The 16,082-nt window shown below is 65.6% G+C and carries 17 protein-coding genes and 1 pseudogene; 15 read left to right on the top strand and 3 right to left on the bottom strand.

Translation table 11 applies throughout. The features are described 5' to 3' along the window. The 3 genes from ACRCUN_RS33840 to ACRCUN_RS33830 form a co-directional block, all read left to right on the top strand. Positions 1–841, top strand: an 841-nt coding sequence (locus ACRCUN_RS33840; protein ID WP_462145967.1) for an acyl-CoA dehydrogenase C-terminal domain-containing protein, incomplete at its 5' end; no start/stop codon positions are given. A gap of 72 nt (positions 842–913) precedes the next feature. Then, entirely contained in the window at positions 914–1,666 is a 753-nt protein-coding gene (locus ACRCUN_RS33835) for a deoxyribonuclease IV (protein WP_462145966.1), read from the top strand. Between the two features lie 90 nt (positions 1,667–1,756). After that, positions 1,757–2,923, top strand: coding sequence for a phosphatase PAP2 family protein (locus ACRCUN_RS33830; protein ID WP_462145970.1), 1,167 nt, complete (start codon positions 1,757–1,759; stop codon positions 2,921–2,923). Here the strand turns inward: ACRCUN_RS33830 and ACRCUN_RS33825 are convergent. After that, positions 2,861–3,127: pseudogene (locus ACRCUN_RS33825) on the bottom strand (cupin domain-containing protein); the annotation flags it as partial. The gene ACRCUN_RS33830 and the pseudogene ACRCUN_RS33825 overlap by 63 nt on opposite strands. A gap of 118 nt (positions 3,128–3,245) precedes the next feature. Between ACRCUN_RS33825 and ACRCUN_RS33820 the strand changes: the two are divergent. The 5 genes from ACRCUN_RS33820 to ACRCUN_RS33800 all read left to right on the top strand — a co-directional run bounded on the left by ACRCUN_RS33820 (position 3,246) and on the right by ACRCUN_RS33800 (position 8,628). Further along, entirely contained in the window at positions 3,246–4,418 is a 1,173-nt protein-coding gene (locus ACRCUN_RS33820; protein WP_462145965.1) for a hypothetical protein, read from the top strand. Between the two features lie 57 nt (positions 4,419–4,475). After that, entirely contained in the window at positions 4,476–6,104 is a 1,629-nt protein-coding gene (locus ACRCUN_RS33815) for an acyl-CoA dehydrogenase family protein (RefSeq protein ID WP_462145964.1), read from the top strand. An 88-nt stretch (positions 6,105–6,192) separates the two neighbouring features. After that, on the top strand, positions 6,193–7,131 hold the full coding sequence (locus tag ACRCUN_RS33810) for a crotonase/enoyl-CoA hydratase family protein (protein ID WP_462145963.1): 939 nt from the start codon (positions 6,193–6,195) through the stop codon (positions 7,129–7,131). A gap of 19 nt (positions 7,132–7,150) precedes the next feature. Next, on the top strand, positions 7,151–7,864 hold the full coding sequence (locus ACRCUN_RS33805; protein WP_462145962.1) for a PaaX family transcriptional regulator C-terminal domain-containing protein: 714 nt from the start codon (positions 7,151–7,153) through the stop codon (positions 7,862–7,864). Next, entirely contained in the window at positions 7,861–8,628 is a 768-nt protein-coding gene (locus ACRCUN_RS33800; protein WP_462145961.1) for a crotonase/enoyl-CoA hydratase family protein, read from the top strand. Before ACRCUN_RS33805 ends, ACRCUN_RS33800 begins: the two co-directional genes overlap by 4 nt. Here ACRCUN_RS33800 and ACRCUN_RS33795 read toward each other — a convergent pair. Then, positions 8,625–9,035 (bottom strand): DUF3060 domain-containing protein, encoded by a 411-nt coding sequence (locus tag ACRCUN_RS33795; RefSeq protein ID WP_462145960.1) that lies wholly within the window; start codon positions 9,033–9,035, stop codon positions 8,625–8,627. The two genes, ACRCUN_RS33800 and ACRCUN_RS33795, sit on opposite strands and share 4 nt — an antisense overlap. A gap of 20 nt (positions 9,036–9,055) precedes the next feature. After that, positions 9,056–9,385, bottom strand: coding sequence for a DUF3060 domain-containing protein (locus ACRCUN_RS33790; protein WP_462145969.1), 330 nt, complete (start codon positions 9,383–9,385; stop codon positions 9,056–9,058). A gap of 203 nt (positions 9,386–9,588) precedes the next feature. Between ACRCUN_RS33790 and ACRCUN_RS33785 the strand changes: the two genes are divergently transcribed. From ACRCUN_RS33785 to tuf, 7 genes are all read left to right on the top strand, one after another. Next, complete coding sequence (locus tag ACRCUN_RS33785; protein WP_462145959.1) at positions 9,589–10,140, top strand: DUF3558 domain-containing protein; 552 nt, start codon at positions 9,589–9,591, stop codon at positions 10,138–10,140. A 1-nt stretch (position 10,141) separates the two neighbouring features. Continuing rightward, entirely contained in the window at positions 10,142–10,675 is a 534-nt protein-coding gene (locus ACRCUN_RS33780; RefSeq protein ID WP_462145958.1) for a DUF3558 domain-containing protein, read from the top strand. Between the two features lie 86 nt (positions 10,676–10,761). Beyond that, positions 10,762–11,376: a TetR/AcrR family transcriptional regulator gene (locus ACRCUN_RS33775; RefSeq protein WP_462145957.1), complete on the top strand. Its 615-nt coding sequence runs from the start codon at positions 10,762–10,764 to the stop codon at positions 11,374–11,376. A 279-nt stretch (positions 11,377–11,655) separates the two neighbouring features. Then, entirely contained in the window at positions 11,656–12,030 is a 375-nt protein-coding gene (gene rpsL / locus ACRCUN_RS33770; RefSeq protein ID WP_007167812.1) for a 30S ribosomal protein S12, read from the top strand. After that, positions 12,030–12,500 (top strand): 30S ribosomal protein S7, encoded by a 471-nt coding sequence (rpsG, locus tag ACRCUN_RS33765; RefSeq protein WP_036429170.1) that lies wholly within the window; start codon positions 12,030–12,032, stop codon positions 12,498–12,500. The genes rpsL and rpsG overlap by 1 nt, the downstream gene beginning before the upstream one ends. A gap of 125 nt (positions 12,501–12,625) precedes the next feature. Beyond that, the gene (fusA, locus tag ACRCUN_RS33760; RefSeq protein ID WP_462145968.1) at positions 12,626–14,677 is read left to right on the top strand and encodes an elongation factor G; all 2,052 of its coding nucleotides are present in this window, start codon (positions 12,626–12,628) and stop codon (positions 14,675–14,677) included. A gap of 88 nt (positions 14,678–14,765) precedes the next feature. Continuing rightward, positions 14,766–15,956, top strand: coding sequence for an elongation factor Tu (tuf, locus tag ACRCUN_RS33755; RefSeq protein WP_462145956.1), 1,191 nt, complete (start codon positions 14,766–14,768; stop codon positions 15,954–15,956). The last annotated feature ends 126 nt before the right edge of the window (positions 15,957–16,082 follow it).

Here is a 16,082-nt window from a genome sequence, read left to right as displayed (position 1 = left end):
CGTCACCATCACCCATCACCCCGACGTCCGTCGCAGCCTGATCACCCAGAAGGCTTACGCCGAGGGCATGCGCGCGCTCTACCTCTACACCGCGACCTTCCAGGACGCCCAGATAGCTGCTGTTCTCCATGGAGTTGCTACCGATACCGCGGCAGCGGTCAGCGACCTTCTACTTCCCGTGGTCAAGGGATACTGCTCCGAACGGGCTCACGCCACACTCACCGAGTCGTTGCAGACCTTCGGCGGCTCCGGCTACTTGCAGGACTACCCGATCGAGCAGTACATCCGCGACGCCAAGATCGACTCGCTCTACGAGGGCACCACGGCCATCCAGGCCCAGGACTTCTTCTTCCGCAAGATCGTCCGCGACAAGGGCCAGGCACTGGCTTACGTCGCCGGCGAGATCGAGCAGTTCATCAAGAACGAGTCCGGCAACGGCCGGTTGAAGTCCGAGCGTGCACTGCTGGCCACCGCCCTCGCCGATGTGCAGGGCATGGCCGCCTCGCTGACCGGCTACCTGATGGCCACTCGGGAAGACCAGGCCAGCATCTACAAGGTGGGCCTGGGCTCGGTCCGGTTCCTGCTGTCGGTCGGCGACCTGCTGCTCGGCTGGCTGCTGGCCCGCCAGGCCGCCGTCGCGATCGAAAAGCTCGACGCCGGAGCCGGGCTGCCGGCGACATCGGGCCAGAGCGCCCCCGGCGATGACCGCGCCTACTACGAGGGCAAGATCGCCGCCGCATCGTTCTTCGCCAAGAACTTCCTGCCGCTGCTGACCAGCACCCGTCAGGTCATCGAGACCATCGACGACGACCTGATGGAACTCGACGAATCAACCTTTTGAACCAAGGTCCTACGGCGGGCCATGTATTCGCACAGCGGCTTTTCTGTCGCACCGTCTCACTAGACTGGCCGCGTGCTCATTGGTTCGCATGTAGACAACACCGACCCGCTTGCCGCAGCCGCTGCTGACGGCGCCGACGTCGTGCAGTTCTTTCTCGGCAACCCGCAGAGCTGGAAGAAGCCCAAGCCTCGTGAAGACGCCGAGGTGCTCAAGGCTTCGACCGTGCCGCTGTATGTGCATGCGCCGTACTTGATCAATGTCGCGTCGGCCAACAACCGCGTGCGGATCCCGTCCCGCAAGATCCTGCAGGACACATGCGACGCTGCCGCCGAGATCAACGCCACCGCCGTCATCGTGCATGGCGGCCATGCCGACGACAACGACATGGAGGCCGGGTTCGTCCGCTGGGTCAAGGCGCTCGACGCACTCAACAGCGACGTGCCTGTCTACTTGGAGAACACCGCGGGCGGCGATCACGCGATGGCCCGGCACTTCGACACGATCGCCCGGCTGTGGGATCACATCGGCGACAAGGGAATCGGCTTCTGCCTGGACACCTGCCACGCGTGGGCGGCGGGTGAGGCATTGATCGATGCCGTCGAACGCATCAAAGCCATCACGGGCCGCATCGACCTGGTGCACTGCAACGATTCGCGGGACGCGGCCGGCTCCGGCGCGGACCGCCATGCCAACTTCGGTGCCGGCCAGATCGATCCGCAGCTGCTCGCCGCGGTGGTCAAGGCCGCCGACGCGCCGGTGATCTGCGAGACCGCCGAGGAAGGCCGCAAGGACGACATCGCCTTCCTCCGGGAGCACGCCAGCTGAGCTTCGCCACCCGGAACACCGGCCGAACGACGGGTGACACCTAGGTGAACTAGGCTCAAGTGTGTGTCCACGATTGACGACAAGCCGTCAATCGCCCCGTCGGAGGTTGAACCCTCCGTAGACGACAACGACCGGCGAACGCGCAGGCTTCGCATCCTGCGCTATACCGCGATCGCCGTTTGGGCTTCTGTTGTCGCCTATCGAACGGTCACCGACGGTTTCGCCTTCAACCGAGAGCTTCTGCTGCTCTACATCAGCACGGGCCTGTTGGCGGCGAGCATCGGTCAGGGCAAACGCATGCTCTACGTCATCCGCGACTGGTTGCCGTTCGCGTTGGTGCTGGTCGCCTATGACCTGAGCAGGGGAGCGGCGACGCTGATCGGGCGGCCGACGCTGTGGCACTGGCAGGTCGACGCCGACCGTTGGCTGTTCTTCGGGACGGTGCCAACCGTGTGGCTGCAGGAACGGCTGAAGCTGCCTCATCCGCCGTGGTGGGAAGTCGTGATCAGCACGGTCTACATGTCGTTTTTCATCCTGCCGTACGTGGTGGCGGGCGTGCTGTGGCTGCGGGACCGCGACGAATGGAAGCGATTCGTGCGGTTGTTCGTCGGATTGTCGTTCGCGGCGCTCGCGATCTACGCGCTGCTGCCTGCCGCCCCGCCGTGGGCGGCCGCCCGCTGCACCGCGACAGACGTCGACGGAGGGCCGTCGGGACCGCGGTGCATGTTCCGCTCGGCCCGTGAGGTGCCAGACGGCGGACTGCTCGGCTCCTTGCAGACGAGCCAGGACGGGGCCAACGACTGGATCGAACGGATCGTCGCCCGCGGCTGGGGCAAGCTGAACCTGCACTCGGCGACCGCCCTGATCGACCAGGGACAGGCAAGCGTCAACCTCGTGGCAGCCATCCCGTCGTTACACGCCGGCCTCACCGCGGCGGTCGCCGCGTTCCTGTGGCACCGCGTGCACCGCAAGTGGCGGCCGTTGCTCGTCGCTTATCCGCTCATCATGGCGTTCACGCTCGTCTACACCGCCGAGCATTACGTCGTCGATATCCTGCTGGGCTGGGCGCTGGCGGCCGTGGTGGTGTTCGCGCTGAACCGGTTCGATGCGCGGCGCCGGTCACGCGCCGGTCAGGTAGACCTTGCGGAGAGTCTCGGTGACGGTCCAGACGGTGCTGGTGCCCGCCTTCAACCGGACGAGGGCGCCAGGGCCGAGCTGCATGGTCGGACTGCCGTCGGCGAACTCGACCGAACCTGACCCGGACAGCACGACAAACACCTCGTCGGCTTCCACATCGGTCATCACTCCTGGCGTCATCTCCCAGACACCGATTTCCAGATCGCCGAAATCGTCGAGCGCCACGGCACCTGTTCGCGGCGCGCCGCTGACCGATTGATCGGCAGGCACCGGCTCGAGAGTCAGATCGAGGTCGGCCGCGGGCACAAGCGTGTTCGGTGTCATCGGATCAGTATGCGGAGCGCCCGGCATGCGGCCGAATCGAGTAGCGGACTACTCGCGCTGAGCACGGCAGGCGAAACTTACGCTCCTATTCAGCAGCCTTGCCAGCTCAGGAGGCAACGTGACCATCACGGAGGCACCCCCGCAATCACCGTCCCGCATGCCCGTCGTCGATGCCGTCAGACCCGTCGGCGGACCGGTGTGGGTGGCCTGGCGCGAAGGCACGCTCACGCGGGCCTACGAACTCGAGACGCTGGTCGGCTACCTCGCCCTGGGCAACGCGCGAGACGTCGGAGGTTCGCTGTCGAAGGCGATCAAGAGTCATCTCGACGCGGCTCGCGACGCCGCGGGAGGTAAGCGGCCCGAATTCGGCAAACGAATCCGGTTGTCCCGCAACGGCCCACTGCTCGAACGTGCGATCAGCAACCTCGACGCCGCCGAAGCGCAGCTGCTCAACCTCGCCCCGCCCTCGTATCTGGCCGGACAGCTGCCGTCACTGCTGAGGCATGTGCAGCGCCACCTCAAATCGAGCGATCCGGGCCGTCAGGCGATGGAGCGGCTCGCCAAGACCCTCACCACGACCGATCGCGAATCCCTGGCGCCGGTTGTCGAGCAGGAACGGGACACGATCGTGTCGACCGTTCGGGCGGCCAGCTCGGAAGCGTTGCGGGAAAACGTGCGGCTACGCAGCTTCCGCAACATCGTGGTCAGCACCACCTTGGTGTTGACATTGCTCGTGATCGCGCTGGCGATCATCGGCTACAAAGACCCGAGACTGATCCCGCTGTGCTTCGCGCCGGAGGATGCCAACTTCGTGACGGTCGTGTGCCCCACCGCAGAATCACTGCCATTCGCACCGGTTCGGGCCGGCGTGGACCCGCCCGACGAGGGAGCGTTGGAGATCGGCAAGCAGATCGCCGACACCGCCGGTCCGTGGGACATGACCGTCGTCGCACTCGTCGGACTCGTCGCGGCAGCGATCGCCTCGGCCGCCACGCTGAGTCACGTCAGGGGCTCATCGGAGCGCTATGGCATCCCGGTCGCGTTGGCCGCGCTCAAGCTTCCGACCGGGGCGCTCACCGCCGTCCTGGGGATCCTCCTGATGCGTGGTCAGTTCGTCCCCGGCCTGAACGCCCTGGATACCCCGGCCCAGATCATCGCGTGGGCGTTGGTGTTCGGGTATGCGCAGCAGATCTTCACGAGGCTCATCGATCAACAGGGCCAGAGCGTGCTGAACAGCGTGCGCTCCACCGAGGACAGCCCGGCGCCGGACCACAAGCACGCGCGGCCCTGACCCGAGGCGTCTATTACAACTATTGTGCGGTTGTCGGAAAACTGTAACACTGGGCGCATGGCTGATACGCATGTCGTCACCAATCAGGTACCGACGCTTGAGGACTACAACCCGGCCGCGTCGCCCGTGCTCACCGAGGCCCTCGTCCGCGAGGGCGGCGAGTGGGGTCTCGATGAGGTGCATGCGCTCGGCGCGCTGTCGGGAAGCAGGCAGGCCCAGCGCTGGGGTGAGCTCGCGGACCGGAACCGGCCGGTGCTGCACACGCATGATCGCTACGGCCACCGGGTCGACGAGGTCGAGTACGACCCGGCCTATCACGAGCTGATGAAGGCCGCGGTCGGCCATGGGCTGCATGCCGCCCCGTGGGCTGACGAGCGCGCGGGATCCCATGTCGTACGCGCGGCGAAGACTTCGGTGTGGACGGTAGAGCCCGGACATGTCTGCCCGATCTCGATGACCTACGCCGTCGTCCCCGCGTTGCGGTTCAACCCGGAGCTTTCGGCGATCTATGAGCCGTTGCTGACCAGCCGCGTCTACGACCCCGAACTCAAGCTCGCGACGACGAAAGCCGGCATCACCGCCGGCATGTCGATGACCGAGAAGCAGGGCGGTTCCGACGTGCGCGCCGGCACGACGCAGGCCACGCCGAATTCCGACGGCACCTACTCGCTCACCGGGCACAAGTGGTTCACATCAGCGCCGATGTGTGACATCTTCCTGGTACTCGCGCAGGCGCCGGGAGGTCTGAGCTGTTTCTTCCTGCCGCGAATCCTGCCCGACGGCAGCCGCAACCGCATGTTCCTGCAACGCCTCAAGGACAAGCTCGGCAACCACGCCAACGCGTCGAGTGAAGTCGAATACGACGGCGCCACAGCGTGGTTGGTCGGTGAAGAGGGGCGTGGCGTACCCACCATCATCGAGATGGTCAATCTCACGCGGCTCGATTGCACGCTGGGCAGCGCCACGAGTATGCGCAGCGGGCTGAGCCGCGCCGTGCACCACGCCCAGCACCGAAAAGCGTTCGGCGCCTATCTGATCGACCAGCCACTGATGCGCAACGTGCTGGCCGACCTCGCGGTCGAGGCGGAGGCCGCCACGATGCTCGCCATGCGGATGGCCGGTGCCACCGACAAGGCGGTTCGCGGCGATGAGCGCGAGACACTGCTGCGCCGGATCGGTCTGGCCGCAGGCAAGTACTGGGTGTGCAAACGCGCCACACCACACGCCGCGGAAGCCATGGAATGTTTGGGCGGCAACGGATATGTCGAGGATTCGGGCATGCCGCGCCTGTACCGTGAGGCCCCGTTGATGGGTATCTGGGAAGGATCCGGCAACGTGAGTGCGCTGGATACCCTGCGCGCCATGGCAACCCGGCCCGAATGCGTCGAGGTGCTGTTCGACGAGCTGGCCAAGACCAGCGGTCACGATCCGCGACTGGACGCACATGTCGCCGTGCTGGGGACCGACCTGGGCGACCTGGAGACCATCCAGTACCGCGCCCGCAAGGTCGCCGAAGACATTTCGCTCGCGCTGCAGGGCTCACTGCTGGTGCGCCACGGGCATCCGGCGGTCGCCGAGGCATTCCTGGCCAGCCGGCTCGGCGGTCAATGGGGTGGTGCGTTCGGAACCTTGCCGACCGGACTGGATCTCGCGCCGATCATCGAGCGGGCGTTGGTGAAGGGATGATCTCTCACGCCGAACAGACACGTAGGTACCCGAAAATGCCCATTCCAGGGGGCTTTCACGTCTGCTCGCGCTCGGGAAGGGGCCGCGCATGACTCACGCGATCAGGCCGGTGGACTTCGACAATCTGAAAACCATGACGTACGAGGTGACCGACCGGGTCGCCCGTATCACGTTCAACCGGCCGGACAAGGGCAATGCGATCGTCGCAGACACGCCGTTGGAGCTATCGGCGCTCGTCGAGCGCGCGGACCTCGACCCCAATGTGCATGTCATCCTCGTCTCGGGTCGGGGCGAAGGATTCTGTGCCGGTTTCGATCTCGGCGCGTACGCGGAGGGCTCGTCGTCGGCGGGCGGCGGGAGTCCGTACCAGGACACCGTGCTGTCGGGCAAGACTCAGGCGATCAATCACCTGCCCGATCAGCCGTGGGATCCGATGATCGACTATCAGATGATGAGCCGGTTCGTGCGCGGCTTCTCCAGCCTGATGCACGCCGACAAGCCGACCGTGGTCAAGATCCACGGGTACTGCGTGGCGGGCGGCACCGACATCGCATTGCATGCCGACCAGGTGATCGCGGCGGCGGACGCCAAGATCGGCTATCCGCCGATGCGCGTGTGGGGCGTGCCCGCCGCCGGCTTGTGGGCACACCGGCTGGGGGACCAGCGCGCGAAACGGCTTCTGTTCACCGGGGATTGCATCACCGGTGCACAGGCCGCCGAATGGGGGCTCGCCGTCGAGGCGCCGGAGCCCGAAGACCTCGATGAGCGCACCGAACGCCTCGTCGCGCGTATTGCGGCGATGCCGGTCAACCAGCTCATCATGGCCAAGCTCGCATGCAATTCGGCGTTGCTGCAACAGGGCGTGGCGACCAGTCGGATGGTCAGCACGGTTTTCGACGGCATCGCACGGCACACCCCCGAAGGGCACGCCTTCGTCGCCGACGCCCGCGAACACGGTTTCCGCGAGGCGGTGCGTCACCGTGACGAGCCGATGGGGGACTACGGCCGTAAGACATCCGGGGTGTGAGGTGCCCGCGCTCAACCGTATGACGGCCCGTTCGGTCGTGCTGAGCGTAATGCTCGGTGCGCACCCGGCCTGGGCGAGCGCGAGCGAACTCATCCAGCTGACAGCGGATTTCGACATCAGAGAACCGACGCTGCGGGTCGCGTTGACGCGGATGGTCAGTGCCGGGGATCTGGTGCGGTCGGAGGACGGGTATCGGCTGTCGGACCGGCTGTTGGCCCGGCAGCGTCGACAGGACGACGCGATCGAACCCAACCTACGCGAGTACGACGGCACCTGGCTCACTCTCGTGATCACCAGTGTCGGGACCGACGCGCGTACACGGGCGTCATTGCGGAATACGCTGCAGCAGTGCCGGTTCGCCGAATTGCGTGAAGGGGTGTGGATGCGGCCCGACAACCTCGACCAGGTGTTGCCGACCGAGATCACCGACCGGGTGCGGGTTCTGCGCACCCGTGACGACGCGCCCGCGGAACTGGCGGCGACACTGTGGGACCTGCCCGACTGGACCGGCGCGGCAGACCAGCTGCTCGACGAAATGTCCGCGCCCACAGATGTTCCCGGCCGGTTCCAGGCTGCGGCTGGCATCGTGCGCCATCTGCTCACCGATCCGGTCCTGCCGGACGACTTGTTGCCGACCGATTGGCCCGGCGCCGCACTGCGTAAGGCCTACAAGGACTTCGCCGCCGAACTCGTCGCGCGGCGCGACCACACGCAACTCATGGAGGCAACGTGACCGAACCCGTCCGGATCGAACGCAACGGTGCGGTGACGACCGTCATCATCGACCGTCCGCATGCCCGCAATGCGGTCAACGGGCCCACCGCGGCGGCGCTGTTCGCGGCGTTCGAAGAGTTCGACGCCGATGACTCGGCGTCGGTCGCGGTTTTGACCGGCGCGGGTGGAACGTTCTGTGCGGGGGCCGATCTCAAATCTTTCGGCACGCCGGAGGCCAATCAGGTACACCGCACCGGGCCGGGGCCCATGGGGCCGAGCCGGATGGTGTTGTCCAAGCCGGTGATCGCCGCGATCGGCGGCCACGCGGTGGCCGGCGGCCTGGAACTCGCGTTGTGGTGCGACCTTCGGGTCGTCGAGGAGGACGCCGTGATGGGCGTGTTCTGCCGCCGCTGGGGCGTGCCGCTCATCGACGGCGGCACCGTGCGGCTGCCGCGGCTGATCGGTCAGAGCCGGGCCATGGATCTGATCCTGACCGGACGTGCCGTCGACGCCGCCGAGGCGCATGCCATCGGGCTCGCCAATCGGGTTGTACCGAAGGGGCAGGCCCGCCAGGCTGCCGAGAAGCTGGCAGCCCAGCTGGCCCTGTTACCTCAGCAGTGCATGCGTGCCGACCGACTTTCGGCGCTGCACCAGTGGGGCGAATCAGAGGAAACGGCAATGGATTTCGAGTTCGCGAGTATCGCGCGCGTCAAGGACGAGGCGATGGACGGCGCTGGCCGCTTCGCGGCGGGCGCAGGCAGGCACGGGGCGAGTGCGGTCTAGCCCTTGCTGACGGAGTTGCCACTGCCCGTGTTGGTGACCTTGGGGTCGCCGTCGCGGTAGGTGATGGTGTTGTTGAGCCCGACGACGGTGAGGTCCTTGTCGATCTTCTCGAAGTTGATCTTGTTGTCGGACCCGCCTATGTTCACGTTGGCGCAGGTGCCCTTGACGGTCAGCGTGTTGTTCGCCCCGCCGACGGTCAGCGACTTGCCGTCGGCGCAATCGATGTCTGCGGTGGTGCCGACGGACATGTAGTTGATCGTGTTACCGACCTCGACGTTGAGCCCCGAGGAGCCGGCCGTCGCCGATGGGCTTGTGGTGTCCTGACTTTCCGAACCGCAGGCCGCCAAGCCGAATACGGCGACGGCGGCAGCGGCTGTGCCGAGGATTCTCGTCATGTGGGCGCGCATGTACTCCCTTACTTCCTGACTCAGGCGGGTACGCGATCGAGTCGATTCGTCATACCCAGTTCACGGCCACGGTCGATCAACGCCGGCGCACCGTTCTTGAAGAACACGGTCTGGTCCCACCCGTACACCGTGATGTCGTTGATGACGTTGTCGGCGATCACCACGTTGGACGACCCCTGCACAGTCACGGCCCAGCATGTTCCCAGTGCGTTGACCTGGTTGCCGGTGCCGTTGACGAACAGAGTCGAACCATTGCAGTCGATGGTCTGCTCGATGCCCTGGCCCGTGACGTGGGTGTCGCCGTTCTTGGCCGCCGCAGAGGGCGCGCCGACGGCCAGTGCGACCGGCATGGCGATGAGGCAGGCGGCGAGTGTCCGGCTCGCGGTGTTCAAACGCGTGCGCCGACGCGGTCTCCAATGCACGGTGCTCCCCTTCCGATCCGCTGGATTGAAGAGTACGTGGCGGTGTCGGCGTGACGGCAACTGTTGGCAAGTTCGGCTTGCTGGCGCTGATCGGTCGCGGGAGTTGTCAGTGCTCGGTAGCGTGTTCTGCGATGTACCGGCGTGTTATCGAGGCTGCTGCCATCGCGGTCACAGCCGTGGTGACGGCCGCGGCGTGCTCGCAGACGATCTCCGGGACGGCGCAACGCGCCCAGCCCGATCCCTCCGATCCGAACCGAAGCTACGGCTACGTCGACGACCGGTGCGGGCTGCTCGTCGACAGCACAGTGCAGGAGATTCTCGCGGCCGACAATGTGGTCCGCCCCTACAGCGGCGCGGTGTGCCAGTACGTGCTGTCCCGCAAGGCCTCACCGGATGCCCCGCCGGTCATGCTCGACGTCATCTTCTCGTGGTTCGAAACCGGCACCCTGCAGCGGGAGCGCACGGTGGCCGAGGAGCGTGACGCGCAGATCACTGACACCGTCGTCGAACGACACCAGGCTTTTCTCGCGAGACGCGATGTGACGGGCGCGGCCTGCTCGGCCACCGCGGCCGCCGGTCCGGGGGTGCTCAGCTGGTGGGTGCAGCTGCGTGGTCAGAACAGTGGCGATCCGTGCAAGGACGCCGAGAAACTGCTGTCGCGAACTCTGCAGTCGGAACTCTGACGTGTCTCGTCGCGCACTACCAGTCAGATTCGTCGTCGGTCTCGCCGCCGGCGCCGCACTGCTCGCCGGGTGTGGGTCGCCCGAACCGCACGACAGCCCCGCCTCACCGGCGCCGTCGGGCCCCGGTTTCCAGAGCGCGGACTGCAACGGGGTCACCGACGACGATGTCCGCAATGCCGTCGGCTCGTCGATGTTCACGAGAGTCGTGGTCAGCGACTCGGGCTGCTTCTGGCAGGAGAACACGGTGCTGGGCACGTTCGGTGCGGGCATGGGGATTTCCACGTGGTGGTACCGCGGCAGTGACATGGACACCGAGCGGTCGTTGGAGCAGCGGGCCGGGCGGACCCTGACCGAACTCTCGATCGACGGCAACAAGGGTTTCAAGGCTGCTGACGCCAACGTCTGCAGCATCTATGTGGCCAAGGGCGGTGACGTCATCACCTGGTCGATCCAGACGATGAACCCGGCCGTCCTGCCGGATCTGTGCACGATCACCGAGCAGCTCGCCAAACTCAGCCAGGACCGAGTGAACTGACCTGCCAGGTTCTGCGCACTCGAGGGACTAGAGTTTCACGGCGACCCACACCAGGGTCTCCACCTCGACCCGAAGGTAGTGCGCACATGTCAGTTCGGCCGGAGCCGCAGACGGCGGGCGGCCGCTCGCGCTCGGCCCGGACCACGAGGCTCAGCCGCGACGCGATCGTCAACGCTGCACTGACCTTTCTGGACCGTGAGGGCTGGGACGCGCTGACCATCAACGCGCTGGCCAGCCAGCTCGGCACCAAGGGGCCGTCGCTCTACAACCACGTGCACAGCCTCGAAGACCTGCGCCGCACGGTGCGGATGCGTGTGGTCGACGACATCATCGAGATGCTCAACACCGTGGGGCAGGGGCGGACGCGCGACGACGCCGTCATGGCGATGGCCAGCGCCTATCGCAGCTATGCCCATCACCACCCTGGCCGCTACTCGGCCTTCACCCGGATGCCTTTCGGTGGTGACGACCCCGAGTACTCGGCCGCCACCAAGGCTGCCGCCGGTCCGGTGATCGACGTCCTGGCGTCGTACGGCCTGGAAGGGGAGGACGCGTTCTACGCCGCGCTCGAATTCTGGTCGGCGCTGCACGGCTTCGTCCTGCTGGAAATGACCGGCGTGATGGACGATATTGACACCGATGCGGTTTTCACCGACATGCTGCTGCGACTGGCCTCCGGGATGGAGCGTCGACAACCGTAGGCTCTGACCTGCGATTAGACGACTGCGCACGAGTTTGTTTCGGCGCGGTCGGCCCTGGTATTGTGGTGGATCGTGCCTGGCCGGAAAGGCGCATGCGGCTGAGGAGTTTCGCAAGCGTGCCCGCACGCCGGGCCAATTCGCATGTCTAACACGCATCGGAATTCCGCCGGTGCGAGCGCGTGCGACACGCCCGGACGCGGGGTACGCGTTCGGTGCGTAACAGCAGTACAGAGACTTAAAAAGAACGAGCAACACAAGCAACACAGAGAAAGCCGGTACATGCCAACCATCCAGCAGCTGGTCCGCAAGGGCCGCCGCGACAAGATCGCCAAGGTGAAGACCGCGGCCCTCAAGGGCAGCCCGCAGCGTCGCGGCGTGTGCACCCGCGTGTACACCACCACCCCGAAGAAGCCGAACTCGGCGCTTCGGAAGGTCGCGCGCGTGAAGCTGACCAGCCAGGTGGAGGTGACCGCCTACATCCCGGGTGAGGGTCACAACCTGCAGGAGCACTCGATGGTGCTGGTGCGTGGCGGTCGTGTGAAGGACCTGCCCGGTGTCCGCTACAAGATCATTCGCGGTTCGCTCGACACCCAGGGCGTCAAGAACCGCAAGCAGGCCCGCAGCCGCTATGGCGCGAAGAAGGAGAAGAGCTAATGCCGCGCAAGGGACCGGCGCCCAAGCGTCCGTTGGTCAACGATCCGGTCTATGGGTCGCAGCTGGTCACCCAGCTGGTGAACAAGGTTCTTCTGCAGGGGAAGAAATCGCTGGCTGAACGCATTGTTTATGGTGCGCTCGAGCAGGCCCGCGACAAGACCGGCACCGACCCGGTCGTCACCCTCAAGCGCGCGCTCGACAACGTGAAGCCCGCCCTGGAGGTGCGTAGCCGCCGCGTCGGTGGCGCGACCTACCAGGTCCCCGTCGAGGTTCGCCCCGACCGCTCCACCACGCTGGCTCTGCGCTGGCTGGTGAGCTTCTCGCGGCAGCGTCGCGAGAAGACCATGGTCGAGCGCCTCGCCAACGAGATCCTGGACGCCAGCAACGGCCTGGGCGCCTCCGTCAAGCGACGTGAGGACACCCACAAGATGGCCGAAGCGAACCGGGCCTTCGCGCACTACCGCTGGTGATCTCGACGCCCGCGACAGTGCTGCCGCGGGCGTAACACCAACAAATATTCAAGCGAAAGAGTGGGAATCTAGCCGTGGCACAGGACGTGCTCACCGACCTCACGAAGGTCCGCAATATCGGCATCATGGCGCACATCGACGCCGGCAAGACGACGACGACCGAGCGCATCCTCTTCTACACCGGTATCTCTTACAAGATCGGTGAGGTGCACGACGGCGCCGCCACGATGGACTGGATGGAGCAGGAGCAGGAGCGGGGTATCACGATCACCTCGGCCGCCACCACCTGCTTCTGGAACGACAACCAGATCAACATCATCGACACCCCGGGCCACGTCGACTTCACGGTCGAGGTGGAGCGCTCGCTGCGCGTGCTCGACGGTGCCGTTGCCGTCTTCGACGGCAAGGAAGGTGTCGAGCCGCAGTCCGAGCAGGTGTGGCGCCAGGCCGACAAGTACGACGTCCCGCGCATCTGCTTCGTCAACAAGATGGACAAGCTCGGCGCCGACTTCTACTTCTCGGTGCGCACGATGGAAGAGCGCCTCGGCGCGAACGTCATCCCGATCCAGCTGCCGATCGGCTCCGAGAGCGACTTCGAAGGCGTCGTCGACCTGGTCGAGATGAAGGCCAAGGTGTGGCGCGGCGAGACCAAGCTCGGTGAGAAGTACGACGTCGTCGACATCCCGGCCGATCTGCAGGAGCGGGCCGACGAGTACCGCACCAAGATGATCGAGGCCGTCGCCGAGACCGATGAGGCGCTGCTGGAGAAGTACCTGGGCGGCGAAGAGCTCACGATCGACGAGATCAAGGGCGGCATCCGCAAGCTGACCGTCACGAGCCAGGCCTACCCGGTGCTGTGCGGCTCCGCGTTCAAGAACAAGGGTGTGCAGCCCATGCTCGACGCGGTGATCGACTACCTGCCGTCCCCGCTCGACGTGCCGCCCGCCGAGGGTCACGTCCCGGGCAAGGAAGACGAGCTGATCACCCGCAAGCCGTCGGCCGACGAGCCCTTCTCGGCGCTGGCGTTCAAGGTTGCCACGCACCCGTTCTTCGGCAAGCTGACCTACGTCCGCGTGTACTCCGGCAAGGTTGACTCCGGTGCCCAGGTCATCAACTCGACCAAGGGCAAGAAGGAGCGTCTGGGCAAGCTGTTCCAGATGCACTCCAACAAGGAGAACCCCGTCGAGTCCGCCGCCGCGGGCCACATCTACGCGGTGATCGGTCTGAAGGACACCACGACCGGTGACACCCTGTGCGATCCGAACAACCAGATCGTGCTGGAGTCGATGACGTTCCCCGATCCGGTTATCGAGGTGGCCATCGAGCCCAAGACCAAGAGCGACCAGGAGAAGCTCGGCACGGCGATCCAGAAGCTCGCCGAAGAGGACCCGACCTTCAAGGTGCACCTGGACCAGGAGACCGGCCAGACCGTCATCGGCGGTATGGGCGAGCTCCACCTGGACATCCTGGTCGACCGCATGCGTCGCGAGTTCAAGGTCGAGGCCAACGTGGGCAAGCCGCAGGTGGCCTACCGCGAGACCATCCGCCGTGCGGTGCAGAACGTCGAGTACACCCACAAGAAGCAGACGGGTGGCTCGGGTCAGTTCGCGAAGGTCATCATCAACCTCGAGCCGTTCGTCGGCGAGGACGGTGCGACCTACGAGTTCGAGAACAAGGTCACCGGTGGCCGCATCCCGCGCGAGTACATCCCGTCGGTCGACGCCGGTGCGCAGGACGCCATGCAGTACGGCGTTCTCGCCGGCTACCCGCTGGTGAACGTCAAGGTCACCTTGCTCGACGGCGCCTACCACGAGGTCGACTCCTCGGAAATGGCGTTCAAGGTCGCGGGTTCGCAGGTGCTCAAGAAGGCTGCCCAGTCGGCGCAGCCGGTCATTCTCGAGCCCATCATGGCAGTCGAGGTCACCACCCCCGAGGACTACATGGGTGACGTGATCGGCGACCTGAACTCCCGCCGTGGTCAGATCCAGGCCATGGAGGAGCGAAGCGGTGCGCGCGTCGTCAAGGCGCAGGTTCCGCTGTCGGAGATGTTCGGCTACGTCGGCGACCTCCGGTCGAAGACCCAGGGCCGGGCGAACTACTCCATGGTGTTCGACTCGTACGCCGAGGTTCCGGCGAACGTGTCGAAGGAGATCATCGCGAAGGCGACGGGTCAGTAAGCTGACCCGTCGGCTCGCACCGACCGCACAACTGAACACATCAACACTGCTTTAGAAAAAGCACCAACAAGTCCAGGAGGACACCACAGTGGCGAAGGCGAAGTTCGAGCGGACGAAGCCGCACGTCAACATCGGGACCATCGGTCACGTTGACCACGGCAAGACCACGCTCACTGCAGCAATCACCAAGGTTCTGCATGACAAGTACCCGGAGTTGAACGAGTCGCGCGCATTCGACCAGATCGACAATGCGCCTGAGGAGCGTCAGCGCGGCATCACGATCAACATCTCGCACGTCGAGTACCAGACCGAGAAGCGCCACTACGCACACGTGGACGCCCCCGGCCACGCCGACTACATCAAGAACATGATCACCGGTGCCGCCCAGATGGACGGCGCGATCCTGGTGGTCGCCGCTACCGACGGCCCGATGCCGCAGACCCGCGAGCACGTGCTGCTGGCCCGCCAGGTGGGTGTGCCCTACATCCTGGTCGCGCTGAACAAGTCGGACGCGGTGGACGACGAGGAGCTCATCGAGCTCGTCGAGATGGAGGTCCGCGAGCTGCTGGCCGCTCAGGACTTCGACGAGGAGGCCCCGGTCGTGCGTGTTTCGGCGCTGAAGGCGCTGGAAGGCGACGAGAAGTGGGTCAAGTCGGTCGAGGAGCTGATGGACGCTGTCGACGAGTCGATCCCGGATCCGGTTCGTGAGACCGACAAGCCGTTCCTGATGCCCGTCGAGGACGTCTTCACCATCACCGGCCGCGGCACCGTGGTCACCGGTCGTGTGGAGCGCGGCATCATCAACGTGAACGAGGAAGTCGAGATCGTCGGCATCCGTCCCGACACCACCAAGACCACGGTCACCGGTGTCGAGATGTTCCGCAAGCTGCTCGACCAGGGCCAGGCCGGTGACAACGTCGGTCTGCTGCTCCGCGGTATCAAGCGTGAGGACGTCGAGCGTGGCCAGGTTGTGGTCAAGCCCGGCACCACCACCCCGCACACCGAGTTCGAGGGCCAGGTCTACATCCTGTCCAAGGACGAGGGTGGCCGCCACACGCCGTTCTTCAACAACTACCGTCCGCAGTTCTACTTCCGCACCACCGACGTGACCGGTGTGGTGACGCTGCCGGAGGGCACCGAGATGGTCATGCCCGGTGACAACACCGACATCTCCGTCAAGCTGATCCAGCCCGTCGCCATGGACGAGGGCCTGCGCTTCGCGATCCGCGAGGGTGGCCGTACCGTCGGCGCCGGCCGGGTTACGAAGATCAACAAGTAGGCTCGCCTACGTGATCAACAAGTAGGCTCGCCTACGCGATCAACAAGTAGTTGATCTGACGCATCATCGCGGGGGGACCCCAAAAAAGGGGGGGGGAGGTTTTTTTTTTTGGTGTGGGGGGGTTTT

It is taken from the genome of Mycobacterium venezuelense, assembly GCF_054919535.1.
This window is presented reverse-complemented; position numbering and strand designations above follow the sequence as displayed.